Source organism: Streptomyces reniochalinae (assembly GCF_003323735.1).
GTDB lineage: Bacteria > Actinomycetota > Actinomycetes > Streptomycetales > Streptomycetaceae > Streptomyces > Streptomyces reniochalinae.
This window is the reverse complement of the sequence record NZ_QOIM01000033.1, coordinates 239,647-266,374: the sequence shown is the minus strand read 5'-3', so window position 1 is coordinate 266,374 and position 26,728 is coordinate 239,647. Positions and strand designations below refer to the sequence as shown.

23 protein-coding genes are annotated in these 26,728 nt (G+C 71.5%); 18 read left to right on the top strand and 5 right to left on the bottom strand.

The window, feature by feature from the left end; translation table 11 throughout:
* Positions 1–45: 45 nt before the first annotated feature.
* The 4 genes from DQ392_RS14535 to DQ392_RS14520 all read left to right on the top strand — a co-directional run bounded on the left by DQ392_RS14535 (position 46) and on the right by DQ392_RS14520 (position 4,419).
* The gene (locus DQ392_RS14535; RefSeq protein WP_114016000.1) at positions 46–1,044 is read left to right on the top strand and encodes an ABC transporter permease; all 999 of its coding nucleotides are present in this window, start codon (positions 46–48) and stop codon (positions 1,042–1,044) included.
* Positions 1,041–2,330 carry an ABC transporter ATP-binding protein gene (locus tag DQ392_RS14530; RefSeq protein WP_245981460.1) on the top strand — a complete coding sequence of 430 codons (1,290 nt, stop codon included), beginning with the start codon at positions 1,041–1,043 and terminating at the stop codon, positions 2,328–2,330. Before DQ392_RS14535 ends, DQ392_RS14530 begins: the two co-directional genes overlap by 4 nt.
* 28 nt (positions 2,331–2,358) lie before the next feature.
* A complete protein-coding gene (locus DQ392_RS14525) occupies positions 2,359–3,522 on the top strand; it encodes an ABC transporter ATP-binding protein (protein WP_114016039.1) in 1,164 nt (387 codons plus the stop codon).
* Between the two features lie 174 nt (positions 3,523–3,696).
* Entirely contained in the window at positions 3,697–4,419 is a 723-nt protein-coding gene (locus DQ392_RS14520; protein WP_114015999.1) for a trimeric intracellular cation channel family protein, read from the top strand.
* Between the two features lie 193 nt (positions 4,420–4,612).
* Here DQ392_RS14520 and DQ392_RS14515 read toward each other — a convergent pair whose 3' ends face one another.
* Positions 4,613–5,539 carry a LysR family transcriptional regulator gene (locus tag DQ392_RS14515; RefSeq protein ID WP_114016038.1) on the bottom strand — a complete coding sequence of 309 codons (927 nt, stop codon included), beginning with the start codon at positions 5,537–5,539 and terminating at the stop codon, positions 4,613–4,615.
* Positions 5,540–5,624: 85 nt separating this feature from the next.
* Here DQ392_RS14515 and DQ392_RS14510 point away from each other — a divergent pair, with 85 nt between their 5' ends.
* From DQ392_RS14510 to DQ392_RS14485, 6 genes are all read left to right on the top strand, one after another.
* On the top strand, positions 5,625–6,743 hold the full coding sequence (locus DQ392_RS14510) for an epoxide hydrolase family protein (RefSeq protein ID WP_114015998.1): 1,119 nt from the start codon (positions 5,625–5,627) through the stop codon (positions 6,741–6,743).
* The gene (locus DQ392_RS14505; RefSeq protein ID WP_114015997.1) at positions 6,743–7,093 is read left to right on the top strand and encodes a hypothetical protein; all 351 of its coding nucleotides are present in this window, start codon (positions 6,743–6,745) and stop codon (positions 7,091–7,093) included. The genes DQ392_RS14510 and DQ392_RS14505 overlap by 1 nt, the downstream gene beginning before the upstream one ends.
* Positions 7,090–7,980 (top strand): fumarylacetoacetate hydrolase family protein, encoded by an 891-nt coding sequence (locus DQ392_RS14500; RefSeq protein WP_220182627.1) that lies wholly within the window; start codon positions 7,090–7,092, stop codon positions 7,978–7,980. The genes DQ392_RS14505 and DQ392_RS14500 overlap by 4 nt, the downstream gene beginning before the upstream one ends.
* Positions 7,981–8,037: 57 nt before the next feature.
* Positions 8,038–8,991, top strand: coding sequence for an SCO6745 family protein (locus DQ392_RS14495; protein ID WP_114015996.1), 954 nt, complete (start codon positions 8,038–8,040; stop codon positions 8,989–8,991).
* 386 nt (positions 8,992–9,377) lie between these two features.
* Positions 9,378–10,244 (top strand): thioesterase family protein, encoded by an 867-nt coding sequence (locus DQ392_RS14490; protein WP_114015995.1) that lies wholly within the window; start codon positions 9,378–9,380, stop codon positions 10,242–10,244.
* Positions 10,245–10,450: 206 nt separating this feature from the next.
* Positions 10,451–10,927, top strand: a complete 477-nt coding sequence (locus tag DQ392_RS14485) for a Dps family protein (protein ID WP_114015994.1) — start codon at positions 10,451–10,453, stop codon at positions 10,925–10,927.
* Positions 10,928–11,815: 888 nt separating this feature from the next.
* Here the strand turns inward: DQ392_RS14485 and DQ392_RS14475 are convergent.
* Entirely contained in the window at positions 11,816–12,046 is a 231-nt protein-coding gene (locus DQ392_RS14475) for a hypothetical protein (RefSeq protein ID WP_114015992.1), read from the bottom strand.
* 218 nt (positions 12,047–12,264) lie between these two features.
* On the opposite strand from DQ392_RS14475, the gene DQ392_RS14470 reads away from it, so the two are divergent.
* On the top strand, positions 12,265–12,750 hold the full coding sequence (locus DQ392_RS14470; RefSeq protein WP_114015991.1) for an NUDIX domain-containing protein: 486 nt from the start codon (positions 12,265–12,267) through the stop codon (positions 12,748–12,750).
* A 119-nt stretch (positions 12,751–12,869) separates the two neighbouring features.
* Positions 12,870–14,057, top strand: coding sequence for a cysteine desulfurase family protein (locus tag DQ392_RS14465; protein WP_114015990.1), 1,188 nt, complete (start codon positions 12,870–12,872; stop codon positions 14,055–14,057).
* 40 nt (positions 14,058–14,097) lie between these two features.
* Here the strand turns inward: DQ392_RS14465 and DQ392_RS14460 are convergent, their stop codons facing one another.
* Positions 14,098–14,892, bottom strand: coding sequence for an N-acetylmuramoyl-L-alanine amidase (locus tag DQ392_RS14460; protein ID WP_425470533.1), 795 nt, complete (start codon positions 14,890–14,892; stop codon positions 14,098–14,100).
* A 244-nt stretch (positions 14,893–15,136) separates the two neighbouring features.
* Between DQ392_RS14460 and mnmA the strand changes: the two genes are divergently transcribed.
* On the top strand, positions 15,137–16,279 hold the full coding sequence (mnmA, locus tag DQ392_RS14455; RefSeq protein WP_114015988.1) for a tRNA 2-thiouridine(34) synthase MnmA: 1,143 nt from the start codon (positions 15,137–15,139) through the stop codon (positions 16,277–16,279).
* Positions 16,280–16,390: 111 nt separating this feature from the next.
* Here mnmA and DQ392_RS14450 read toward each other — a convergent pair whose 3' ends face one another.
* Together DQ392_RS14450 and DQ392_RS14445 are read right to left on the bottom strand one after the other, a co-directional pair.
* Positions 16,391–16,915, bottom strand: a complete 525-nt coding sequence (locus DQ392_RS14450) for an LOG family protein (protein ID WP_114016036.1) — start codon at positions 16,913–16,915, stop codon at positions 16,391–16,393.
* 119 nt (positions 16,916–17,034) lie between these two features.
* Positions 17,035–18,762, bottom strand: a complete 1,728-nt coding sequence (locus tag DQ392_RS14445; protein ID WP_457487600.1) for a glycine/sarcosine N-methyltransferase — start codon at positions 18,760–18,762, stop codon at positions 17,035–17,037.
* A 314-nt stretch (positions 18,763–19,076) separates the two neighbouring features.
* Between DQ392_RS14445 and mreB the strand changes: the two genes are divergently transcribed.
* The 5 genes from mreB (at position 19,077) to DQ392_RS14420 (ending at position 26,623) form a co-directional block, all read left to right on the top strand.
* Positions 19,077–20,117, top strand: a complete 1,041-nt coding sequence (gene mreB / locus DQ392_RS14440; RefSeq protein WP_114015987.1) for a rod shape-determining protein — start codon at positions 19,077–19,079, stop codon at positions 20,115–20,117.
* Between the two features lie 64 nt (positions 20,118–20,181).
* Complete coding sequence (locus DQ392_RS14435) at positions 20,182–20,871, top strand: SDR family oxidoreductase (RefSeq protein WP_114015986.1); 690 nt, start codon at positions 20,182–20,184, stop codon at positions 20,869–20,871.
* A 4-nt stretch (positions 20,872–20,875) separates the two neighbouring features.
* The gene (locus tag DQ392_RS14430; protein ID WP_114015985.1) at positions 20,876–21,922 is read left to right on the top strand and encodes a methionine synthase; all 1,047 of its coding nucleotides are present in this window, start codon (positions 20,876–20,878) and stop codon (positions 21,920–21,922) included.
* Positions 21,923–21,936: 14 nt separating this feature from the next.
* Positions 21,937–24,144 carry an NAD-dependent DNA ligase LigA gene (gene ligA, locus DQ392_RS14425; protein ID WP_114015984.1) on the top strand — a complete coding sequence of 736 codons (2,208 nt, stop codon included), beginning with the start codon at positions 21,937–21,939 and terminating at the stop codon, positions 24,142–24,144.
* Between the two features lie 292 nt (positions 24,145–24,436).
* Positions 24,437–26,623 (top strand): putative bifunctional diguanylate cyclase/phosphodiesterase, encoded by a 2,187-nt coding sequence (locus tag DQ392_RS14420; protein ID WP_245981458.1) that lies wholly within the window; start codon positions 24,437–24,439, stop codon positions 26,621–26,623.
* Positions 26,624–26,728 lie beyond the last annotated feature (105 nt).

Below are 26,728 nucleotides of genomic sequence, written 5' to 3'. Positions count from 1 at the left end.
CCTGACCGGGAGCGGGCCGGGCCGCCGAAGGGCGGCCGGAGAGCAGTGCTCACATACCTCATCAGGCGGCTGTTCGCCGTCGCAGTGATGCTGGTCGTCATCATCCTGGCGGTCTTCTGCATCTTCTTCCTGATCCCCAAGTGGGCGGGGATAGACCCGGCCACCATGTTCGTCGGCAAGCAGGCCGACAAGGAGAGCATCGAGGGCGTACGCGAGAAGCTCCAGCTGGACGATCCGGTCCTCGTGCAGCTCTTCGAGTTCTTCAAGGGCCTCTTCGTCGGCCGCGACTACGTCGGTGGCGGCACCACCACGCACTGCGGGGCGCCCTGCTTCGGCTACTCCTTCCGTACCGAGCAGGAGATCTGGCCCGTTCTGACCGACCGCCTTCCGGTGACGCTCTCCCTGGCACTGGGCGCGGCCGTCATCTGGCTGGTGATCGGGCTGACCGCCGGCGTGCTCTCCGCGCTCAAGCGCGGCACCCTGTGGGACCGGCTCGCCATGACCGGCGCACTGGCCGGCGTCTCGCTGCCCATCTACTTCACGGGTCTCGTCTCGCTGGCGATCTTCGCCTACCAGTTCGACCTGGTGAGCAACTCCTTCACTCCCTTCGGCGACAACCCGGCCAAGTGGTTCAGCGGCATGGTTCTGCCCTGGATCACCCTCGCCTTCCTCTTCGGCGCGATGTACGCCCGGCTGACCCGGGCCACCATGCTGGAGGTGATGGGCGAGGACTACATCCGCACCGCCCGCGCCAAGGGCCTCAAGGAGCCCGTCGTCATCGGCAAGCACGCGATGCGCTCCACGATGACGCCCGTCCTGACGCTGCTCGGCATCGACATCGGCGCCCTGATGGGCAGCGCGATCCTGACGGAGACCACCTTCAGCATCCCCGGACTCGGACAGGCCGTGCTCAAGGCGATCACCGACCGCGACCTGCCGCTGATCCTGGGGGTCACCCTGATCACCGCAACCGCCGTTGTCATCGCGAATCTCGTCGTGGACCTGCTGTACGGCGTGATCGATCCACGAGTGAGGCTGGGATGACCGACCACGAGCACAAGTCCCGCAAGTCCCCCGAGTCCGCTGAGCCCTCCGGGACCCCCGAGGCGTCTGCGTCTTCCGCGTCTGCCGCGTCCCAGGAGGACGAGAAGGCTCAGGCGCTGCGGACCGAGGTCACCACGTCCGAGACGCCCCTGCCGAAGCCCGTCGACGGCGCCGCAGCGGACGCCGCCGCCTCGGACCTGACGGGTTCGGGCACCGCGCCGGGCGAGCCCGTGCTGAGCAAGGAACCGCCCACCGCGTTCCTCGAAGTCCGCGATCTGCGGGTGCACTTCCCCACCCAGGACGGCCTCGTCAAGTCCGTCGACGGCCTCTCCTTCACGCTGGAGAAGGGCAAGACCCTCGGTATCGTCGGCGAGTCGGGGTCAGGCAAGTCCGTCACCTCGCTCGGCATCATGGGGCTGCACACCGTCGGCCAGTACGGCAGGCAGCGCCCCCACCTGTCAGGGGAGATCTGGCTGAACGGCCAGGAACTGCTCACCGCGGACCCCGACAGCGTGCGCAAGCTCCGCGGCCGCGAGATCTCCATGATCTTCCAGGACCCGCTCTCGGCGCTGCACCCCTTCTTCACCGTCGGCCACCAGATCGTGGAGGCGTACCGCGTCCACCACGCCGTCGACAAGAAGACCGCGCGCAAGCGTGCCATCGAGCTCCTCGACCGGGTCGGCATCCCCGAGCCGCGCAAGCGGATCGACAGCTACCCGCACGAGTTCTCCGGCGGCATGCGCCAGCGCGCCATGATCGCCATGGCGCTGGTCAACAACCCCGAACTGCTGATCGCCGACGAGCCGACCACGGCACTCGACGTCACCGTCCAGGCGCAGATCCTCGACCTGATACGGGACCTGCAGAAGGAGTTCGGCTCCGCCGTCATCATCATCACCCACGACCTGGGCGTCGTCGCCGAACTCTCCGACGACATCCTCGTGATGTACGGCGGCCGGTGCGTGGAGTACGGCGCCGCCGAGCAGGTCTTCTACGAGCCGCAGCACCCCTACACCTGGGGGCTGCTCGGCTCCATGCCGCGCATCGACCGGGACAGGACCGACCGCCTCATCCCCGTCAAGGGGTCGCCGCCCAGCCTCATCAACGTGCCCGAGGGCTGCGCCTTCAACCCGCGCTGCCCCTACGCGGACGTTCCCAAGGGCGGCATCACCCGCACCACGCGGCCCGAGCTGACCGAGGTGAAGCCCGGGCACCTGTCCGCCTGCCACATGGCCCAGGAGGACCGGGAGCGCATCTGGAACGAAGAGATTGCCCCGAAGCTGTGAGCTTTCAGTGAGTGAGGACGACGAGCCGATGACGAACCCCGCGAAAACCCCGGGTGAGGGCTCCGAGCCGCAGACCCCCACCGAGGACGCGGCCGGCGCCACAGCCGAGTCCGGCCCCCTGGGCACCCTCACCGAGCCGCGCGAGGGCGAACCGCTGCTCAAGGTCAGCGGCCTCAAGAAGCACTTCCCCGTCACCAAGGGCCTCTTCAAGAGGCAGGTCGGCGCCGTGCTCGCCGTCGACGGCATCGACTTCGAGGTCCGTGCCGGTGAGACGCTCGGCGTGGTGGGGGAGTCGGGCTGCGGCAAGTCCACGATGGGCCGCCTGATCACCCGGCTGCTCGAACCCACCGCGGGCAAGGTCGACTTCGAGGGGCGGGACATCACCCACCTGGGCGTGAGCGCGATGCGGCCGATGCGCCGCGACGTGCAGATGATCTTCCAGGACCCCTATTCCTCGCTGAACCCCCGCCACACGGTCGGCTCGATCATCAGCGCGCCGTTCAAACTCCAGGGGGTGCAGCCGGAGGGCGGGGTCAAGAAGGAGGTCCAGCGGCTGCTGGGGGTGGTCGGGCTCAGCCCCGAGCACTACAACCGCTACCCGCACGAGTTCTCCGGCGGCCAGCGCCAGCGCATCGGCATCGCCAGGGCGCTCGCGCTCAGCCCGAAGCTCGTGGTGGCCGACGAGCCCGTCTCGGCGCTCGACGTCTCCATCCAGGCGCAGGTCGTCAACCTCCTCGACGACCTCCAGGAGGAGCTGGGCCTCACCTATGTGATCATCGCCCACGACCTGTCGGTCATCCGGCACGTCTCGGACCGGATCGCGGTGATGTACCTGGGCAAGATCGTCGAGATCACCGACCGCCAGTCGCTGTACGACACGCCCATGCACCCCTACACGCGAGCGCTGCTGTCGGCGGTGCCCGTACCGGACCCGCGCCGCAAGGCCGCCGGGGGCCGGGAGCGGATCCTGCTCCAGGGCGACGTGCCCTCGCCGATGAACCCGCCGTCAGGGTGCAGGTTCCACACCCGCTGCTGGAAGGCGACCGAGGTCTGCCGGACCAAGGAGCCGCCGCTCGTCTCGCTGGCTCCCGGCCACCAGACCGCGTGCCACCACCCGGAGAACGCCCCTGACCAGGAACCGGGCGACACGAAGCTGCTGCGTACGGCCGCCGCCGTCAAAGAACCGAGCTGACGCGCTGGTCCGCAGCCTTCCCCCGGGCTTGGTCCGGGGGAAGGCTGCTTCGTGCGCCCGTTCGGCGGTCGGGGGCCGGGGGCCCGGGTGGGGGTCCCCCTCGGACGGAGTCGGGGGGAGAGGCGGGGGCGGACTCCACCGCCGCGACCACTTCCCCACCCGGACGGTACAAAGGTGCCCGTGGACTCCCTCTTCAGCCCCTCACTCCAGCACTGGCTGGATCTCGCCGGTATCTTCGTCTTCGCCATCTCCGGCGCGCTTCTCGCGGTGCGGCGCAACTTCGACGTCTTCGGCATCGCCGTCCTCGCGGAGGTCACCGGGCTGGGTGGCGGGCTCTTCCGTGACGTCGTCATCGGCGCCGTGCCCCCTGCGGCCTTCACCGACCTCGGCTACTTCCTCACCCCCCTCCTCGCCGCGTTCCTGGTCTTCTTCCTCCACCCCGAGGTGGAGCGGATCAACAAGGCGGTCAGCGTCTTCGACGCGGCCGGCCTCGGCCTCTTCTGCGTGACCGGCACCCTCAAGGGGCACGAGTACGGGCTCAGCCTCACGTCGTCCGTCGTGATGGGCCTGGCGACGGCCGCCGGGGGCGGGGTGCTCAGGGACGTACTGGCCAACGAGGTGCCCTCGCTGCTGCGCTGGGACCGCGAGGTCTACGCGGTGCCCGCCATCGTGGGCTCCAGCGCGGTGGCGCTGCTGATCCACCTGGACCAGGTGCGCCCCTCCACCACGGTGGGTGCGGCGCTGCTGGCCTTCCTCCTGCGGCTGCTGGCCCTGCGCTACAACTGGCGTGCCCCGCGCGCGTGGCACCGCAGAAGCGCGACGGTGGACGCGCAGGCCCCGACGGGGGGCGCCACCAGGGAGCAAGAGAACGGGGGCCGCCAGGTCGGCAGCGGCTGACCCGCGGCTGCCGATGCGGCGCCCACGCGCCGCCCGCGCATGTGCCCTGATCGAGCGCGGCGCGCTCGGCGTCGTCCGGTTCAGCGGTTGCGCGGGACGTCCCCGCAGGAGTCCCCGAGCTCGTCGGGACGCTGTGGCGGCAGACCAGACAAGGACCATGAGCGCTTGCGCGTGCGGGCGGAGCCGCCGCTGATCATGTCGTGCGGATCGGTCCCGCACGGTGGGTTCCGGTGAGCAGAGCTTCGGCATGCTTACGGAAAGCGGTGACCAGACGTGCGCGGTCGCCGGAGCGCGTGGCGAGTACGACCTGGCTCGGTTCGACCCCGCGCAACGGGACGGTGGTGAGGCTGGGATGCAGGCCGGTCGCGTGGTCGAGGGGCGGCCCGATGGCCACGGCCTGCCCGGCGGCGATGAGTTCGTGTTTGTCCTCAAGGGCTTCGACCAGGGGGCCGTCGGGCGCGGGCCGCCCGTCGGGCCGGGGATCGAGCCGCCAGTAGGCGTTCAGCAACGGGTCGGACTGGCGTACGTGGGGGATCGGCTCGTCGGCGATGTCGCCGAGGGTGACCGACTCCTGGCCGGCCAGACGGTGGTCCCGGGGCACGACCAGCACGCGCGGTTCGTCGTAGAGGACGGTGACGCGCAGCCGGTCGGTGGGGAACGGCAGACGCGTCACCACCGCGTCGACGCGGTGCTCCAGCAGCGCACCGCGCGAGTCGTTCCAGGCGAGCAGGCGGGTGTGGACCTCGGCATCGGGATCGCGGTCCCGCAGGGCCCGCACGGCCGCGGTGATGACCAGCCCCTTGGTGTAGCCGACGGTGATGCTGCTGGGCCGGGCCGCGGCCCGGGTGCGGGACATCGCCTCGACCGCGGCGCGCAGCAGCCCCTGGGCCTGGGGCAGGAAAACCTCGCCGGCCTCGCTCAGCCGGGTGCCGCGCGTGGTGCGGTCGAGCAGGCGGACGCCCACTTGCTGTTCGAGGCGGCGGATCTGCCGGCTCAGCGACGGCTGGGTGGTGTGCAGCGCCTCGGCGGCACGGCCGAAGTGCTGGTACTCGGCGACCACCGTGAAGCACTGCACCAGCCGGAGATCGAGATCCACGGGCGCGGGGAAGTGTTCGGACACCACCCCACTCTAACTGGCCTTATACGCAGCCTGTATTACCTGTACCGGAACAATCATTGGACTGCGCGCTCGTCGCCGCCGCACCGTGGTGACCATGACATCGGACAGCGTGACACCGTTTCGTATCGACGTCGCGGACAGTGATCTGAAGGACCTGAGGGACCGGCTCCACCGGGTACGCCTCGCCGGCCGGGAGACAGTGCCGGACAGCAGCCAGGGGGTGCGGCGGGAGCGTCTGGAGGAGCTGCTGGAGTACTGGGCCACCGGGTACGACTGGCGCGATCTGGAGCGGCGGCTCAACGAGCTGGGCCAGTTCCGCACGACCATCGACGGTCTGGGCCTCCACTTCATGCACGTACGCTCACCCCGCCCCGACGCCGCCCCCCTGTTGCTGCTGCACGGATGGCCGGGCTCGTTCCTGGAGTTCCTCAAGACCGTCGGCCCGCTCACCGAGCACGGCTTCCACCTCGTCGTCCCCTCGATGCCCGGCTACGGCTTTTCCGGCCAACCCGCCTCGACAGGCTGGGACCCGGACCGGATCGCCCGCGCGTACGGCGTGCTCATGCGGCGCCTCGGCTATGACTCCTACCTGGCCCAGGGAGGCGACTGGGGCGGTGTCGTCGCGACCCGCATGGGGGCGCAGCGCCTGACGGGCCTGCGGGCGATCCACGTCAACTTCCCCGAGTTCCTCGCCGCACCACCGGTCGGCGACGACCCGGCTCCTGAGGAGAAGGCCGCACTCGAACAGGGCAGCCGCTTCTTTGCCGTCCATTCCGGATACCACGTCGTGCAGCGCACCCGGCCGCAGACCATCGGCTACGCCCTGACCGACTCCCCGGCCGGGCAGGCCGCCTGGATCTACGAGAAGTTCCTCGACTGGGCCCGGCCCGACGCCCTCACTCCCGACGAAATCCTCGACCACATCTCCCTGTACTGGTTCACCGGCACCGCTGCTTCCTCCGCCCGCCTGTACTGGGAGTATGCCCGGCAGCCGCTCGCTGGGACCGAGCTGGACCTTCCCGTCGGGGTCAGCGTCTTCCCGGACGAACTGACGCGTACCCCGCGCATCTGGGCCGAGCGCGCCTATCGCGACCTGCGCTACTTCAACGACGACATCCCCGCGGGCGGCCACTTCGCCGCCCTGGAGCAGCCTGAGCTGTTCGTCGAGGAGATCGTCAAATTTGCGCGGACGGTGGCCGCGTGATGACGAGCGAGATCAGCAAGGGCACGGACGGCATCGGGCGTGGGGGCCGGGTCGTGGCCGTCGGGACCGACAGGGCCAAGGCCGAGTCCGGCGCCCAGTTCCAGCGCCCCAGGCGTACGGAGACCGCCGACGGCCCGGCGTCCGACTCCGCGCCGACCTGCCGCAGCCGTTCTCCGCTCAGCCACGGCCCGGCCGGCCTGCTCGGCCGCGCCGCCTATCCGGTCGTGCTCGACTTCGGCGGCGCCGGGCGTTTCGAGACCGCCGTCAAAAAGATCCCGGACTTTCAGGCATCCTCCCTAGCCGACGCACGACGCCTCTACGACCGCACCCGGGAGGTGCTTGCCCGGTGAAGTGGGTCAGCTACCGCTCCGCCGACGGCTCCACGCGCTGCGGTGTGATGCGCGACAACAAGATCCACGCCGTGGGCGCGGGCCTGTTGGAGCTGCTGCGCGCCGAAGGCGGGCTGGAGGCCGCCGCAATCAGGGAACCGACCGAGATCGTCGAGCCGGCCACCGCCGACCTGCTGGCACCGATACCGGTACCCCCGGCGGTCCGGGACTTCGCCGCGTTCGAACGTCACCTCAGTAACGCGGGGAAGGCAGCCACCGGCGACGGCAGGGTCAGCCCGGTCTGGTACGAGTATCCGCTCTTCTACTTCTCCAACCCGGCGGCGATCAAGGGGCCGCACGACGAGGTCGCCCTCGCCCCGGACGCTCAGTTGTGGGACTACGAGGTCGAGGTCGCCGCGGTGATCGCCGAAGACTGCGCGAACCTCGACGCCGCCACGGCGGAGACGCACATCGCCGGCTACCTGGTCTACTGCGACTGGAGCGCACGCGACATCTCCGCGAGCGAGATGGGGTTCGTGTACGGCCCGTCCAAGAGCAAGGACGCCTCGACCAGCCTCGGCCCGTTCCTCGTCACCCCCGACGAACTGGAGCCCTACCGTTCGGGCCGGGGCTATGCGTTGCGGATGGACGGGTACGTCAACGATGAGCACTACGGCGGCGGCAGCTGGGACGAGATCCACTGGTCGTTCGGCGAGATGCTGGCGCACGCGTCGCGCGGCACCTCACTGCGAGCCGGTGACATCATCGCCAGCGGTCCTGTGGGCACCGGCTGCATCCAGGAGTTGTCCGGCCGCCGCCCCTACCTGGTACCGGGAGACACGGTCCGGATCGAAGTGCAGGAACTCGGCGCGATCTCCGTACGGATCACCGCGCCAGAGCCGTCCTGACTTACCGGACGCACCAAGAACGACCTTGACCATTCCACTTGCCGGGAGACCACCCCGATGCATCTCGCCAACACCTTCGCTCGCGCCGACACGGACCTGAACGCCGTTCGCGAGGTCAGCCTCACCGTCAACGCGACCCATCTGTTCGTCTACTTCATCCCCGAGGCACCGGAAGAGGCCGCCAAGCTGGGCGTGACCGAGTACGCACCGGCCTACTTCGCGCTCCGGTCAGCCCCCATGGGCGCAGTCCCATGGCAGGTCACGCTCGCGGCCTTCTACAACTTCAGCCCGCGGTCGGTGCGGGCCATGGCAGGCGTCTGGGACACAGCGTCGCCACAGGAGTGGCAGGCCGCTCGTTTCACAGCCGTCGACCGTGCGATGCGGCGCGTCGGCGTGAGCCTCACCGCCGACCAGATCGCCGAGGCACGATCGCTGATCGACCCGGTCGTCGCGAGCGCCGACCACGCAGGGAAGACGATGGCCGCCGCCAACGCCTCGGTCCCCCTCCCGGACGATCCGCTCGTCGCGCTGTGGCAGCACATCACGGTGCTGCGCGAGTGGCGCGGCGACGCGCATATCACCGTGCTCGCAGCGGGCGGTCTCGGGCCGTGTGACTGCAACGTGCTGCAAACCGCGACAGGTCACTTCCCGGAAGCCATCGCGCGTGCCACCCGGCTGTGGGACGACGAGGAGGTGGCCGCGGCAACCACACGCCTCGTCGCACGCGGCTGGCTCGACGCCGACGGCGCCGCTACCGATGCCGGCATCGCGGCGCGCGAGCAGATCGAGGTCGAGACCGACGAGCACTGCGCGGCGCTGTGGACGCCGATCGGCGACGCCGGCGTCCGTCGCCTCACCTCGCTCATCAGGCCGATCCACGACGCGTTCACCGCGGCCGGGACATACCCCTTCCGCGTGGAGACGGGAGACACGCGGTCCGCCGACCCGGAGGCCGCCAGGCAGGCCCCGTTCTCGCGCAGCCGTGACGAACGGACATGCAGCGCAGGGTGACGCTGAGGGCTGGACCGGGCTCGAGGCAGACGGTACAGCGATCAGCGATAGCAGCGATCCCGCTGTCGGACCGTCGACACGCCTGACGGCTCGCCAGGGTGGTGCCGCAGTAAATGCCGGGTTTACTGCGGCGGCGGCGACGGCAGCGGCCCGCTCCCGTCGCGCCTCCGTCCGCTCCCTGGAGTGATACGCACGGCCCGGCGTCGACTCCGTCACCCGGCACGTCGCCGAACGAGACCCCGCCGCACGTCGCCGCACGTAGATCCGGGCGAATCAGGGCTTCGAGATCATCCCGTTGCCGCTGTGCGCGGACCTCGGTCACACCCCCACATCGCCGACCCCGGGCGCACCTACCCACCGGTAACAAGGCGGTGTACGGTGCCACCATGTCCGACGCTCCTTCTCAGGCCACCGCCGCACCACAGTCGGCGCCCCCCACCCCCGCCACCAGCGAGTTCGACCGCGACACCGTGGTCAGCACCCGCGAGCCCGGCGTCCACGAGACGCGGCTGGCGCCGGGCTGGGCGATAGGCAAGGCCCTCAACGGCGGCTACCTGCTGGCCGTCCTCGGCCGCGCGCTGCGCCAAGCGCTCCCGCACCCGGACCCCTTCAGCATCACGGCCCACTACCTGACCGCCACGGTCGCCGGGCCCGCCACCATCCGCACCGACGTCGCCCGCAGCGGCCGCACCGTCTCCACGGCCTCCGCCGGTCTCTTCCAGACGGACGAACACGGCGCCGAGGTCGAACGCATCCGCGTCCTGGCCACCTACGGCGACCTCGACGCGCTCACGGACGACATCCGCACCAGCGCCCGCCCGCCCGCCATCCCGCCCCGCGAACAGTGCTTCCGCTCCACGGACCACCCGGACGGCGCCGCCGCCGTCCCCGCGATGGGACACCGGCTCGATCTGCGGCTCGACCCGCAGACCTGCGGCTGGGCACTCGGGGCACCCAGCATGCGCGGTGAGATGCGGGCGTGGCTCGCCCTCGCGGACGGCCGCGACCCCGACCCGCTCTCGCTGCTGATGGCCGTCGACGCGCTGCCGCCCACCGGATTCGAGCTGGGCCTGACCGGCTGGCTGCCCACCGTCGAACTCACCGTCCACGTCCGTGCCCGCCCGGCACCAGGCCCGCTCCGCGTCGCCGTCACCACCCGCAACCTGGCGGGCGGCTTCCTGGAGGAGGACGTGGAGGTGTGGGACAGTGCCGACCGCCTGGTGGCCCAGTCCCGCCAGCTCGCCCGCGCGTAGGCGGGCGGGGACGCGTAGGCGGGCGGAGACGCCCGTAGTCGGCGGATGCGCCGGTGGGCCACGGACTTACCCATAGACCGGCGGGGGCACCGGAGCCCGCCACCAGCGGTCACCGGCGCCCCCTTCGGCCGCGAGTGCTTCGTGAGCGCATCGTGAGTGCTTACGGTGTGAGGGAAACGCCACTCTCCGAGAGAAAGCGACGCAAGGTGACCTACACAGTCAAGAGCACGCTTCCGGAGCAGGACCTCAAGACCGTCGCCGAGGCACTGCGCGGCACGCTGCTGGACCTCATCGACCTCTCCCTCGTCGCCAAACAGATCCACTGGAACGTGGTCGGCCCCCGCTTCCGCTCCATCCACCTCCAGCTCGACGAGGTCGTCGACACCGCCCGCCAGTACTCCGACACCGTCGCCGAGCGCGCCTCGGCGCTCGGCATCAGCCCCGATGGCCGCTCCGCCACCGTCGCCCAGGGCAGCGCCCTCGCCACCGTTCCCGAGGGCTGGCTCCCCGACAACGACGCGGTCCGCACCATGGTCGACGCCCTCGGCACCGTCATCGCCAAGTCCCGCGAACGCATGAAAGCCGTCGGCGAGGCCGACCCGGTCACCGAGGACGTCTTCATCTCCCTGACCGGCGACCTGGAAAAGGAACACTGGATGTTCCAGGCGGAAAACCGGACCTGAGGCCCTCAGAGGGCTGAGAGCGGCTCGGGGACGTGGGCGTGGGCGTGGCCGCCACACGTTGTGGGGTCCAGCCGACCGAGACGGGGAACACGGAGCGTGCTCGACCACAGAAACTGGTCCACAACTCCCTTTCGCCGCCTCTTCTCGCGGACGCGAGGTGATGGACCAACCCCGGCCGGGCCGTCTTGCCCGCGGGGGTCGACACGCGTCGGGTGTCACGGCCTTCGGTCTGGCCGGAGCGGGAGTCGGGCGCTCAGTGGGGGTGCCGTCGATGCGCGGGCCGATGTGAACGGTGGTCTGCTCTCCTTGGCCATGGCGCCTCCCCTCGAGGACAGGGGCAAGCCCCGGCTGGACAGCACGAGCACGGGGCGACGAAGAGATGCGTGGCTATTGACGTCGGAGGGCGGCGTCGTGCCGGTTCAGCGACTTGAGGACCTCCCGCAAGAGCAGCGAAAACAAGATCACTCCCATAGTGGGGACAGAAAGCCGCACAGTAAAAGGATGGCTCTCGAAAAGTTCCGCCAGTAGCGCTGCACCGTCGATGACGATCGCAGCGACGAGCAGCCATCTGCTGACCCGTAACTTCTTCACGCCCTCCGGAGACAGAGGGTAGGACCGCTGGTCAGTGAGGTACATGACCGACCTCTACCCACGACGCATCATGGCCTGCGCGCCTCGGCGGGTAGGTGTGGGTGGTCGGCCTGGGGAGGTCCGGGCGCTCGCCGCCATGGGGCCGCACCGCTGGCTTCCGGCGCGCCATCCAGCAGCCCGCAGTGGCACTGGACGCCGGAGCGGAACCGACGACGAGCCGTAGTGGACCGCCTGGTTCGACGAGGCAGAGCCGACCAGGAGGCTGAGCCGCCACCAGGCGCTCGACGCGTAAAGGGGCTACGCCGGTGGGCGCCGGTCGAGGCGGATGACGGGAGTGTCGGCGTGGTGCTCGCCCTCGCAGTGGGTGGGTGCCTGGCACGAGAAGCCGCGCTCCTGGCAGTGCCGGCAGCCGTGGGGCGCGGCCACGCTCTCGCCCGCGCCGTGGTCGGAGACGTAGAGGGCGCCTCCGTGTACGGTTCCGGTCCCTCCGCAGCCACGGCAGAGCTGGTGCGGGCCCAGGCAGCTCATCGGCTGCCTCACCCGGCCAGGCCGCTGCCGCCGGCCAGGCCGCACCGCTGTTGGTCCTCACTCACCGTGGACACCTCCCCTCAGAGCGTAGAGCCGGTGCGGGGCTCGCGGACCCGGTTCGGCAGGACACGGGCGGGGCGGCGGCGGCCCGTTGGCGTTCCGGGCCGTGCGGGTGGAGGATCGGGCCCTTGGCGTCCACCGCTGAGGGGAGACCGGGGATGAGGCAGTTGGCCGCCCGCGCTTGGCATCGTCTGCGGGGGTCGTGGCAGTGGCGTCTGCTGTGGCTCGCGCACGCGAAGTTCATGGTCGGGGTGACCGGCGTGGTGCGGGACGACGAGGGGCGGGTGCTGTTGCTGCGGCACCGGCTGTGGCCGCAGGAGAGGCCGTGGGGGCTGCCGACCGGGTGCGCGGCCAGGGGTGAGGAGTTCACGCAGACCGTGGTGCGCGAAGTGCGGGAGGAGACCGGTCTGCACGTGCGTACCGGGGCGCTCGTGCGGCTGAGGAGCGGCTACCGGCTCCGTGTCGAAGTGGCGTACGAGGCCGTGTACGTCGGCGGGTCCGTGCGGATCGATCCGATGGAGATCCTCGAGGCGCGGTGGTTCTCGCCCGACGCCCTGCCCGACGGGCTCCAGGAGTCGCATCGCGAGCTGATCACGCCGACCGCGCCCGCGCCCGCGTCGGCGCGCACCGGTGCCGACAGCTGAATCCCCGTACGGTCGGCATCCCGCTGAGCGCCTGCGCGGCCGGGCCCCCGCGGGCCCGGCGCGGTCCGCTTCCACGCGCCGGTCGTGCGCCCCGCGGCGGCCCGTAGAATCGGATCACCATGGCTGACACCGTCCACCCCGCCTATCTCGACCACGCCGCCACCACTCCCATGTGGCCGGAAGCGGCGCGGACGATGACCGAGCAGCTCACGGTCGTCGGTAACGCGTCCTCGCTGCACGGAGCAGGGCGGCGGGCGCGGCGCACGGTGGAGGAGTCACGGGAGTCCGTGGCGGCGTCCCTCGGTGCCAGGCCCAGTGAGGTCGTCTTCACCGCGGGCGGCACGGAGGCGGACAACCTGGCCGTGAAGGGGCTCTACTGGGCGCGCCGGGGCGAGGACGCGCGGCGCACCCGGGTGCTGGCGAGTCCCGCCGAGCACCACGCGGTGCTCGACGCCGTCGAATGGCTGGCCGAGCACGAGGGGGCCCGTCTGGAGTGGCTGCCGGTCGACTCGTACGGCAGGGTTCGGCCGCAGGCGCTGCGTGAGGCCATCGAGCGGGACCCTTCCGACGTCGCGCTGGCCACCGTGATGTGGGCGAACAACGAGATCGGCACCGTGACGGATGTGCGGGCGCTCGCCGAGGTCGCGGCGGAGTTCGAGGTGCCGTTGCACTCCGACGCCGTGCAGGCGTTCGGTCAGCTGGACGTCTCCTTCGCCGCCTCGGGGCTGGCCGCGATGGCGGTCACCGGGCACAAGATCGGCGGTCCTTACGGGGTCGGCGCGCTGCTGCTGCGCCGCGAGTACGCGCCGGTGCCGCTGCTGCACGGCGGGGGTCAGGAGCGGCAGGTGCGCTCCGGCACTCTCGACACCCCGGCAGTCGCCGCGTTCGCGACGGCCGCCCGCCTGGCCGTCGAGCGGCGGGAGGCGTTCGTCGACGAGGTGGGCGCGCTACGGGAGGCGCTGGTGGCGGGCGTGCGCGACGCCGTGCCCGACGCGGTGCTCAACGGCGATCCCGATCCGGGCGGACGGCTGCCCGCCAACGCCCACTTCTCCTTCCCCGGCTGCGAGGGCGACTCGCTGCTGCTGCTTCTCGACGCGCAGGGGATCGAGTGCTCGACGGGTTCCGCCTGTACGGCGGGTGTGGCGCAGCCCAGCCATGTGCTGCTGGCCACCGGCACGGATCCGGAGTCGGCCCGGGGCACGCTGCGCTTCTCGCTGGGGCACACCTCGACCAAGGCGGATGTGGAAGCGCTGGCAGAGGCGATCGGACCCGTCGTCGATCGGGCACGGAGCGCGGGTCTGAGCTGAACGCGGACGGCGGACGGTGGGCTGCGGACGGCGCCTCCCGTCACCGCTCCCTGAGGGTGCTCTCGACCTTCATCTGGGCCCGGACCATCCGCATGTACCTGTCCCAGTCCCAGTGCCGGCCCGGGTCCGTGTGGTCGGCTCCGGGCACCTCGTTGTGGCCGATGATGTGCTCGCGGTCGGCGGGGAACTTGTAGCGGGTGCAGATGCCCGCCGTCAGCTTGGCGGAGGAGCGGTACATCTCGTCCGTGAAGTCCTGCGGCTGGTCGATCCAGCCCTCGTGCTCGACCCCGACGCTGCGCTCGTTGTACTCCTTGTTGGCCGCGTGGAAGGCCACGTCCAGCTCGCGGATCATCTGTATGATCTGCCCGTCCTGGCAGACGATGTAGTGCGCCGCGGCCCGGTGCTCCGGGTTCCGGAAGACCTTCACGGCGGCCGCCGCGCTGCCCTGGGTGACGTGGATTATCACCCGGTCGATTCCGTAGTCGGCGGGGCGGTCCCCGCGCCGCATGTTCGCGTCGGAGGCGGCCACCCACCGGGCGCGGGAGTCGTCGACCTGGCCCTCCACCCGAGGTGTGCCGTTTCCCGGCCCCCGCCCCCACCAGCGCTTCAGCTCCTGCTGGGCGGTCACGCCCAGGACGCCGAGGCCGACGGTGGCGGTACCGGCGATCAGGAACCTGCGCCGGGCCACGCCCCGCGGCCGCTGCCCGCCGGGACCCCGCCCGCCGCCCGCGTCGCGGGCCCCTGCCCCTTCGCCTCGGCCGCCGCCTCCGCCCGCGCCGCCGGTCGCTCCACCCTCCGCACCGCTGTCCGCGCCGCCGTCCGCACCGCTGCCCACCGAGTCGCCCGCCCCCTCGTTCACCCCGTCGTCCGTCCCGCGGTCCGTCCTGCCGTTCACCGGCCTGCCCGCCCCGCTGTCCACCCCGTCGTTCGCCCCGCCGTCCGAGCCGCCGCCCGCGGGGGCGTTCCCGGTGCCGGGCCCCTGCCCGGCTCCGGGTTCTCGTCCGTCGTCTGCCGCCTGTCCCATGTGCTCCCCAACGCGTTCGGGCCACCGGGTGGTTCCGTCTACCCTGGAGGGCGCTATGACTATTGCATCCTCGCGGGGGACAGCCTCCGCGCGTCCGCTGCGTGTGCTGGCCGCGATGTCCGGCGGTGTCGACTCCGCTGTCGCGGCGGCCCGCGCCGCCGAGGCCGGACACGAGGTCACGGGCGTGCATCTGGCTCTGTCCGCCAACCCTAAGTCGTTCCGCACGGGCGCGCGCGGCTGCTGCACCGTCGAGGACTCCCACGACGCGCGCCGTGCCGCCGACGTGATCGGCATCCCCTTCTACGTGTGGGATCTGGCCGAGCGCTTCCGCGAGGACGTGGTCGAGGACTTCGTCGCGGAGTACGAGGCGGGTCGCACACCCAACCCCTGCCTGCGCTGCAACGAGAAGATCAAGTTCGCCGCGCTACTGGACAAGGCACTCGCCCTGGGGTTCGACGCGGTGTGTACGGGCCACTACGCCACCGTGGTGACGCACGAGGACGGCCGCCGGGAACTGCACCGTGCGAGTGACGCGGCCAAGGACCAGAGCTACGTGCTCGGCGTGCTGGACGAGCGGCAGCTCGCCCACGCACTGTTCCCCCTGGGCGACACCCTCACCACCAAGGACGAGATCCGCGCGGAGGCCGAGCGGCGCGGCCTGGCCGTCGCCAAGAAGCCCGACAGCCACGACATCTGCTTCATCGCCGACGGCGACACCCAGGGCTTCCTCGCCTCCCGGCTCGGCACGGCCGAGGGCGACATCGTCGACGAGTCCGGAGCCAAGCTGGGCACCCACGAGGGCGCGTACGGCTTCACGATCGGCCAGCGCAAGGGGCTGCGCCTGGGCCACCCGGCTCCGGACGGCAAGCCGCGGTACGTGCTGGACATCTCCCCGGTCGACAACTCGGTCACGGTCGGCCCCGCCGCCTCGCTCGACATCGCCGAGCTGACCGCGGTGCGCCCCCGCTGGTGCGGCGAGCCCCCGGCCGACGGGCCCAGGGCCTACACCGCGCAGCTGCGCGCGCACGGTGCCGAGACGCCCGTCGAGGCGGAGTTCGTGGACGGCGAGCTGCGGGTCCGCTTCTCCTCGCCCGAGCGCGGGGTGGCGCCGGGCCAGGCGATCGTGCTGTACGACGGCACCCGCGTGGTCGGCTCCGCCACGATCGAGCGCACCCGGCGGGCGGTCCCGACGGCCTGACCCCCGCGCTCGGGGGGACCGGGGCTCTGCCGCGAGGTGCCGAGGGCCCTCCTCAGCTCCCGAGGCCCTGCTCAGGCCGCCCCGAGGTCCCGCTCAGGTCGAAGGCCCCGCTCAGGCCCCGAGAAGCTGGAGCGCCTGGAGGCCGTCGTCGGCGAAGGTGACCAGGTCGCTCAGCGGGATCGGGAGGAAGCCCTCGGCCTCCATGCGGGCCATCTGCTGCCGCAGGCCGTCGTAGAAGCCGGCGCTGTTCAACAGGACGACCGGCTTGGTGTGCATGCCGTGCTTGCGCAGCTCCAGAATCTCGGTCGCCTCGTCCAGCGTGCCGGTGCCGCCCACCATGACGACGACGGCGTCGGCGCGGTCCAGCATCAGTGCCTTGCGCGCGGCGAGGTCCTCGGTGACGACCATCTCGTCGGCGCCTGGGCGCGCCACGTCGCGCAGGAACTCCACCGAGATGCCGATGAGCCGGCCGCCCGCCTCCTGGACGCCGTCGGCCACGACCTTCATCAGGCCGGAGTCCGAGCCGCCCCACACGAGGCTGTGGCCGCGCTTGCCGATCAGCGAGGCGAACTCGCGGGCCGCGTCGGTGTAGACGCTGTCCAGCTCGGCGGCCGAGCAGAAGACGCAGATGTTCATCGGGGAGGGCACGGCGGCCGAGGGCGCGGAGGAGGTCATGGCCTCCAGCCTAGGACCGCCGTCCGAGCCGCGGTACCGCGGCTCGGACGGCGCGCTGTGCCTCGGCCCTTCGGGGCGCCTCAGCCCTCGGAGAGGGTGAAGCGGAAGATGCCCCAGGTCAGGCGGCGGCCCTCACCGCCGTCGACCCAGTGGGTGAGGCCCTTCTTCATCTGGGTGAGGTAGTCGGAGCTGACCTTCGCTCCGAGCCCCTCGGCCTCCTGCCGCTCGGTCTCCTCCAGCACGCGCCCGTAGTGGGTGACCAGTTGCGCGCGCAGATCCTCGAATCCGCCGGGGGAGTCCTCGTGCTCGGTCGGGACGAAGCCGAGCCGGATCAGCTCGCGGGTGTAGAAGCCGGGCGAGCCCATGTCGTCGAGGTGGATGCGGTCCAGGATGGGCTGGAGGGCGCTCAGGTCGGTGCCGTCGGCGGCCATCGGGTCGGTGAAGACGAGCCGCCCGCCGGGCCTGAGCACCCGGCGTATCTCCTCCAGCACGCGCAGGCGGTTCCCGCTGTGCAGGAACGCGTCCTGGGACCAGACCACGTCCACGCTGGAGTCGGGGAACGGCACGCTCTCGAAGGAGCCGTCGACGACCTCGATGCGGCCGGTGAGGCCGCGTTTGGCGTTCAGCTGCCGGTGGCGTTCGTTCTCGACCTCGCTGAGGTTGAGGGCCTGCACAAAGCAGCCGAAGGTCTCGGCGAGGTAGCGGGCCGAGCCGCCGAAGCCGGAGCCGAGGTCGAGCACGCGGGACCCCTCGGTCAGACCCAGGCCCGACGCCATCCGCTCGACGGTGCGGCGGCTGGCGTCCGCGATGGGCTCGGCGGGGTGCGCGTACACGCCGACGTGAATGTCTTCGCCGCCCCACACGGAGGAATAGAAAGCGTCCGCGTCGGGGGAGTTGTAATAACTCCGCGCCGTACTCACGGCGCCCCCGTAAGACCCTTCCTCCTGGTCCTCCATTCGATATTCCTTCTCCGCAACGTGCACGAAGAAGTCGGGTTGTTCCTCCCTGTACGTGTGCTGGAAGTCGCCGTATGTCTCGATGCGTTGGAATCCGACATCGGACATGAGGCGCCGCGTGTAGTCCTTGCGGAGCGGGAACATGTTGAGGTGGTACACGGACTTGTCGGGGAATCGGTACCGCATGCGGCACAGGCCCTCGTCCATGTACTCGGGTTCCACCGCGACGTCTTCGCCGCAGTAGTAGTACGTGTGCTTACTGGAATAGCCGCGGTCCAGGATCGCGTCATAGTTGCGCTGGTCCAGGATGAGGATTCCGTCGTGCTTCAACATCGCGTAGAACTCGGCCAGCGCCTTGCGCCGGTCCCGCTCCGAGAAGAGGTGCGTGAAGGAGTTCCCGAGGCACACGATGGCGTCGTACTCACCGTGAACGTCCCGGTTGAGCCAGCGCCAGTCGGCCTGGACGACCCGCAGGATGTGGTCGCCGTTCTTCATTCCGTTCTCGAACGCCATCGCGAGCATATCGGCACTGCCGTCCGCGCTCACGGCATCGAAACCGGCCTCCAGTAGGCGGACGGAATGGAATCCGGTGCCGGTTGCGACGTCCAGAACGCTTTTGACCCCGCGCTTGCGCAGGAGGTCGATGAAGAAATTTCCCTCGCTCTCCGCTCGTTTCTCCCAGTCTATGAGCGAGTCCCACTTCTCGACGAAGCTGGGCACGTATTCCTCTGTGTAGTGTCCGGTTTCCCGGACCTCTACGGGGTTGTCTCCGAATTCCTGAGCCGGTCGCGCGGAAATGACGAAACCTCCAGTAGAAGAGACGGTGGCCCAAGGCGCGGTCGCCGAGGACACACCAGTACTTGGGCTCGGTGAACCGCGCGTGGTCTCCGGTGCATAGCTATCCACCGGCCGGGGATCTATGCCACCAACTCGAAGGAACACCCGTGTGATTAGGCAAAAAACGCGCTCCGACCAGCGCCTTTTCGATTCCAGATTTCTGCACGGGACGGGGACCCCACCCGCCCCAGCAAACAGGACACTTGGGTATGCTGCGGCTGGCAGCACCACAATGTGGCAACTACGCGTACTACGCGGCACGATCCCGTACGACACCGCACAGACACGGCGCGACTCGTACAACACCGCACCCGACATGGCGAGTACACATGGCTAAGCGCACCCAGTCAGCTCCCTCCGCAGGCTCTTCGGGGTTTCGCGGCCGCGACATCGGCATAGACCTCGGCACGGCCAACACCCTGGTTTTCGAGCGCGGTCGCGGCGTCGTCCTGGACGAACCGTCCGTGGTGGCGATCGACACGCACACCGGGAAGGTGCTGGCAGTCGGCGCCCAGGCGCGGCAGGCGGTCGGCCGCACCCCCGGCTCGATCACCGCGACCCGCCCCCTCAAGGGCGGGGTCATCACCGACTTCGAGGCCACCGAGGGGATGCTGCGGCACTTCATCCGCGCCGCCCGCGACTCGCAGGGCCGCGGCGGGCGCGGCAGGTCGCCGCGGGTGGTGGTGTGCGTGCCCAGCGGCGTGACCGGCGTCGAGCGGCGCGCCGTCGTGCAGACGGCCAGCCGGGCCGGCGCCCGCTCGGTACGGCTGATCGAGGAGCCCATAGCTGCGGCGATCGGCGCCGGGCTGCCCGTGCACGAGGCGCGCGGTTCGATGGTCGTCGACATCGGCGGCGGCAGCACGGAGATCGCCATCATCTCGCTGGGCGGGATGGTCGTCTCCCGCTCGGCGCGGGTGGCGGGCGACGCGCTGGACGCGGCCATCGCCTCCTACATCGAGCGGGAGTTCGCGATCGCCGTCGGGGAGCGCACCGCAGAGGAGATCAAGATGTCGTACGGCAGCGCCGACTTCGTGCCCGTGCGCGGCCGGGACAAGGGCACCGGCATGCCCAAGGTCATCCACCTGGCGCCCGAGGAGATCGCCGCGGCCGTCGAACGCCCGGTCCGCTCCATCGTGGAGGCCGTGCAGGCGGCGTTCGAGGAGTGCCCGCCGGAGCTGTACGGCGACATCATGGAGCGCGGCGTCGTCCTCACCGGCGGCGGGGCGCTGCTGCACGGGTTCGACCAGCGGCTGGCGGCGGAGACGGGGATGCCGGTGACCGTGGCGGACGAGCCGCTCGGCTGCGTCGCCCTGGGGACGGGCAGGTGCCTGGAGGAGTACGACAAGCTGGAGTCGATCTTCGCGGCGTGACCCGCGCGGGGCCGCGCCGCCTCCCGCGCCCGGCGGACCGTCCCCGGTGCGGGATCATGGGGGCATGGCAACACATGTGATCACAGGGGCCGGGTCCGGTATCGGCGCCGCGGTGGCGCGCGAGCTGCTGGAGCGCGGTGACACCCTCCACCTGCTGGCCCGCGACGCGGGGCGCGCCCGTCAGCTCGCCCAGGAGTTCGACGGCGCGCACACGCTGGTGGGCGACCTGGCGGAACCGGAGCGGCTCTCCTGGGCGTTCGAGCACCAGACGCTCCCCGAGGACGTCGACTCGCTGCTGCACATCGCCGGCGTCGTCGAACTCGGCACCGTCGGCGACTTCGGCCCCAAGCTGTGGAACGAGACGCTGGCCGCCAACCTGGTCGCGCCGGCCGAGCTGACCCGGCTGCTGCTGCCGCAGTTGCGGCGCGCACGCGGCCACGTCGTCTTCGTCAACTCCGGCGCGGGACTGCGGACGAACCCCGAGTGGGCCGCCTACTCCGCCAGCAAGCACGGCCTCAAGGCGCTCGCCGACGGGCTGCGCGGCGAGGAGGCCGGCAACGGGGTGCGGGTCACCTCCGTGTATCCGGGGCGAACGGCCACGCCGATGCAGGAGAAGGTGCACCGCCAGGAGGGCAAGGAGTACGACCCCTCCAGGTGGATCCCGGCCCAGGCGGTGGCCACCACGATCCTGACGGCCCTGGACCTGCCGCGCGGCGCCGAGGTCACCGACCTGAGCGTCAAGCCCGGTGGCTGACACGATGGACGACACGCAGCCGACAACCCTCTGGGGCCCCGCGGCGGCGACCGGTGTCGGGTCCCTGCCCGGCACGGACGCGCGGGAGGCGGCCAAAACCGTCACCGGGTCCTTCGAAGCGCCGCAGCACCTGCTCCACCTCCCCGAGCTTCCCGCGCGCGGGCCGGGGGCCGACATGCTGGGCCGCACCACCGGTCTGCTGGCCGAGATGTACGTGCACCTCGAACCCAGCGGCTGGCGGATCAGCGACCGGCCGGGGCGCGACACCCGCCGCGCCCGCGCCTGGCTGGGCGAGGACCTCGACGCGATCGAGGAGTTCACCCAGGGGGTGGGGGAGGCCGGGCGGCCGCGCGGCCTCAAGGTCTCCGTCGTCGGCCCCTGGACGCTGGCGGCGGGCGTCGAGCGGCGCAACGGCGAGGCGATGCTGGGCGACCCCGGCGCGGTCCGTGACCTGGCGGCCTCGCTGGCCGAGGGGCTGGCGGGGCACCTGGCCGACGTGCGGCGCCGGGTGCCGGGCGCCGTCCCGGTGCTCCAGCTCGACGAGCCCTCCCTCACGGCCGTACTGACCGGCGACGTGCGCACGGCCAGCGGCTACCGCACCCACCCCGCGGTGGACCGGGCGGTGGTCGAGGCCACCCTCGGCGAGCTGCTCGCGGTGCACGACGGGCCGACGGTCGTGCACTCGTGCGCCGCCGGGGTGCCGGTCGCGCTGCTGCGCCGGGCCGGCGCCGACGGCATCTCGCTGGACCTCTCGCTCCTGACCGAGCGTGACGACGAGGTCATCGGAGAGGCCGTCGAGGACGGCGTGACCCTGTTCGCGGGTGTCGTACCCGCCACCGAGGGCGACGGGCGGGCATTGTCAGACCCTGCCGGTAGCGTCGGGGGTGTCAGGTCGTTGTGGCGCAGGCTCGGGCTGTCCCCGGGCCTGCTCGCCGAATCCGTCGTGGTCACCCCCACGTGCGGGCTCGCGGGAGCCTCACCGGCGTACGCCCGCCAGGCGCTCGCCCACTGCGCCCGGGCGGCACGATCACTCGCTGACAACCCTCAGTGACGGGAGGACCAACGGTGGCTGGCGAAGAGGACGTGACGGCCCCCGCCGAAGCGCGGGAGAAGCACAAGAGCCTCGCGGAGCAGATCGAGGAGCACCGCTTCCGGTACTACGTCAAGGACGCTCCCGTCGTCAGCGACGCCGAGTTCGACCGGCTGCTGCGAGCGCTGGAGGCGCTGGAGGAGGAGTATCCCTCCCTGCGCACCCCCGACTCCCCGACGCAGAAGGTCTCCGGGCACTACGAGACGGAGTTCACGGAGGTCGCCCACCGCGAGCGCATGCTCTCGCTGGACAACGCCTTCGACGACGAGGAGCTGGGCGAGTGGGCCGACCGCGTGGCCCGCGAGCTGGAGGGCGTGGACTACCACTTCCTGTGCGAGCTCAAGATCGACGGTCTCGCGGTGAACCTCACCTACGAGCACGGCAGGCTGACGCGCGCCGCCACCCGGGGCGACGGCCGCACCGGTGAGGACATCACGCCCAACATCCGCACCATCGCGGACATCCCCGAGCGGCTGAGCGGCGAGCGGCTGCCCGAGCTGGTCGAGGTGCGCGGCGAGGTCTTCTTCCCCATGGAGCGGTTCGAGGAGCTGAACGCGCGGCTCGTCGAGGCGGGCGAGAAGCCCTTCGCCAACCCGCGCAACGCGGCGGCGGGGTCGCTGCGCCAGAAGGACCCGCGGGTGACGGCGACGCGTCCGCTGCACATGGTGGTGCACGGCATCGGCGCCCTGGAGGGCTTCGCCAAGGAGGACTTCACCCGCCTCTCGGCCGCCTACGACCTGCTGCGCGCGTGGGGCCTGCCCACCTCGACGCACGCCAGGGTGGTGGAAGGTCTGTCCGGCGTGCGCGAGTTCATCTCCTACTACGGTGAGCACCGCCACTCGGTGGAGCACGAGATCGACGGCGTCGTCGTCAAGCTGGACGAGATCCGCCTCCAGGGCCGCCTGGGCGCCACCTCGCGGGCCCCCCGCTGGGCCATCGCCTGGAAGTACGCGCCGGAGGAGGTCAACACCGAGCTGGTGGACATCCGCGTCGGCGTGGGCCGCACCGGGCGGGTGACGCCGTACGCGGTGGTCGAGCCGGTCACCGTCGCAGGGTCCGAGGTCGAGTTCGCCACCCTGCACAACCAGGACGTCGTCAAGGCCAAGGGCGTCCTGATCGGCGACACGGTGGTGCTGCGCAAGGCGGGCGACGTGATCCCCGAGATCCTCGGCCCGGTCGCCGACCTGCGCGACGGGAGCGAGCGGGAGTTCGTGATGCCCGCCGAGTGCCCCGAGTGCGGCTCGGCGCTCCAGCCCATGAAGGAGGGCGACGTCGATCTGCGCTGCCCCAACGCCCGCTCCTGCCCCGCCCAGTTGCGGGAGCGGCTGTTCTACCTGGCGGGCCGCAAGTGCCTGGACATCGAGCACTTCGGCTACGTCGTCGCCAGCGCGCTCACCCAGCCGCTGGAGCCCAAGCAGCCGCCCCTGCGGGACGAGGGCGGGCTGTTCGACCTGACGGTGGAGGATCTGCTGCCCATCGTCGCCTACGTCCTCGACCAGGACACCGGCATCCCCAAGCGCGATCCGGAGACGGGCGAGGACAAGACGGTCACCCTCTTCGCCAACAAGCAGGGCGAGCCGCGCAAGAACACCCTGGCGATGCTGGAGAACATCGAGGCGGCCAAGGACCGTCCGCTCGCCCGGATCATCACCGGCCTGTCCATCCGCCACGTCGGGCCCGTCGCCGCCGAGGCGCTGGCCCGCGAGTTCCGCTCCCTGGAGCGGATCGCCGAGGCCGACGAGGAGGAGCTGGCCGCCACCGAGGGCGTCGGGCCGACGATCGCCGCCTCGCTCAAGGCGTGGTTCGCCGAGGACTGGCACCGCGAGATCGTCGAGCGGTGGCGTGCGGCCGGGGTGCGGATGGAGGAGACCTCCAGCGGCGAGGAGGGGCCGCGCCCGCTGGCGGGTCTGACGGTCGTCGTCACCGGCACCCTCGCCTCCCACACCCGGGACGGCGCCAAGGAGGCACTCCAGAACCGGGGGGCCAAGGTGACGGGGTCGGTCTCGAAGAAGACCGATTTCGTGGTGGCCGGCGAGAACCCTGGCTCGAAATATGACAAGGCCGTCCAGGCGAAAGTGCCGATTCTGGACGATGACGGCTTCGCCGTGCTGTTGGAGGAGGGGCCCGACGCCGCCCGCGAGGCGGCGGTGACCCCCGGGGAGGAAGAGGAAGCGGGCGACTGACGCGAGGGCGGTCACCAGGGGCGAGTCCGGGGCCATCCGCGACGGCGCCTGAGGAGTTCGCCACTCGCGCACGGGCCACATCCAGCCACCTGTGCCCCGCCCCTTTCGTGCCCGGGGCACAGGCCCCGGGCCCACAGGCGCCGTACCACGACCGGCAGTTGCTCGCACCGGCTGCGAACGCATTGAGGCAACAGCGGCCGATCGCTGCCCCTCTTCCCAGGCAGCGGCCTACTGTTGACGTAGACGCCTGTCGTGGCGAGGGCAGGCGTGGACGGCTGCGAGAGGGACCAGGATGCTGGATTTCTCCGGGGGCTCCGGGCCCCCGTTCTCCCGCCTGCCCTCGGACGGCACGCGGGGCGGGGCGGCACACGGCGCCGAGGCGCGCCCCGGCGGCGCGCCGGCCGGCGGGGCGCGGAGTGAGGAGACCCGGCTCCTGCGGCTGCTCGCCGCCCGCCCGCCCGCGCTGCCCGTGCTCGTCGTCGCCGCCGCCGCGCTGGCGCTGATCGGGGGTGTCGTCCGCGTCCTGTGGGAAGGCCACGCGCTCTTCCCCGGCTCCACCGCCGGATGGTCGTTCGCGGTCCTCACCGGATGCGTGGTCGCCCACCTGGTCACCATGGGCCGCGACCGCTGGTGGGGCGGCACCGGGTCGGGGCCGGCGCTGACGCTGGCGATCCTGCTGCTGCACGGCTGGGTGCCGGCGCTGCTGGTCAGTCTCGCCGTCGTCGCCCTGGTCGGCGCCGCACGCCGGCACAAATGGCGGCAGGCCCTCGTGCACGGCGCCATCGACCTCCTCGGCATCGGCGTCGCCAGCCTGGCGCTCGCCGTGTGCGGGGTGTGCCCCTCGGTCGAGCGGCCGTGGGGGCCGGACGAGTGGAGCCTGGCCGCGGTCGTGGAGATACCGCTCGCCGCCGCTCTCTACCTCCTGTTCACCCGCGGGTTGCAGTGGTTCTGCTTCGCCCCGCGCACCCGCAGCCTGCCCTCCACACTGCGCACCGCGCTGATCCGCCAGGGTCTGGTGGGCGTCGCCCTGCTGGGGATCGCCCCGCTCATCGCCGTCGTCGCCTACCACAAGCCGCTCACGCTGCCGCTGTTCGCGGTGCCGCTGATCGCGCTCGACTCCACGCTGCGCATCGCCCGCGCCCGCGCCGAGGAGCAGCTGCGCGACCCGCTCACCGGGCTGCCCAACCGGCTGTGGCTGCTGGAGCGCGCCTGGGCGGCACTGGACGAAGCGGAGCGCACCGCGTCGCGCTCCGCGCTCGTCCTCATCGACCTCGACCGCTTCCGGTCCGTCAACGACACCCTCGGCCACCTCGCGGGCGACCGGCTGCTGTTGCAGATCGCCGAGCGGCTGCGGGCGGCGCTGCCGCGCGGCGCCGAGGCCGCCCGCCTGGGCGGCGACGAGTTCGCGGTGCTGCTGCCCGTCGCCGACTCCACGACCAGCGCCCAGCGCGTCGCCCGCGGCCTGGTCTCCGCGCTCGGCTCCCCGCTGGATCTGGACGGGCTGACGCTGGTGCTGGAGGCCAGCGCGGGCGTCGCCGTCTACCCCGACCACGCCACCGAGGCCGAAGGTCTGCTGCGCCGCGCCGACGTGGCCATGTACGAGGCCAAGCGCGACCGGACCGCCGTCGAGGTCTACGAGGCCACCCGCGACGGCAACACGCCCGACCGCCTCGGTCTCCTCGCCGACCTGCGCAGGGCGCTGGACGCCGGCGAGGTCGAGCTCCACTACCAGCCCAAGGTCGGGTTCGACGGCACCGTCTCAGGGCTGGAGGCGCTGGTGCGGTGGGTCCACCCCGAGCGGGGCCGGGTCCCCCCGGACGAGTTCATCGCCATCGCCGAGACGTCGGGGCTGATGCCGAGGCTGACCGAGTACGTGCTGGAGACCGCGCTCGCGCAGGTCGCGCTCTGGCGCTCCGGCGGGCTGACGGTGCCCGTCGCCGTCAACGTCTCGCCGCGCGACGTCCACTCGCCCGGCTTCGCCGGGGCCGTCGCCGCCCGGCTCGCCCGGCACGGTGTGCCGCCGGGGGCGCTCCAGCTGGAGATCACCGAGCACGTCCTCCTGGAGGACCCGCAGCAGGCCGCCGACACCCTGGCGGGCCTGACCGGGCACGGGGTGAAGATGTCGCTCGACGACTTCGGGACCGGGTACTCCTCGCTGGTCCACCTGCGGCGGCTGCCGGTCAGCGAGCTCAAGATCGACCGTTCCTTCGTGGCGCGGCTCGCCGTCGACACCGAGGACGCCGAGATCGTGCGCTGCACCGTCGACCTCGCGCACTCGCTCGGTCTCCTCGTCGTCGCCGAGGGGGTGGAGGACGACGAGACGTGGGAGAGGCTGCGCGACCTGGGGTGCGATGCCGTCCAGGGGTGGCTGGTAGCCGCGGCGATGCCCCCGGGGGAGACCACCGCGTGGCTGAGGGCCCGCGAGGTCTCGGTGAACCGGGCCCTTCCCGCTGCCCCGCCCCCCGCACACACTCCGTGAGCAAGCCCAGGTCACGGGGGTTCGGCCGCCGGGCTCTGCGGCGGTGGACGGGGGGAGCGGCCAGGGAGGGGAACGGCAGGGGCGCGGGCCCCATAGGATTGGGGC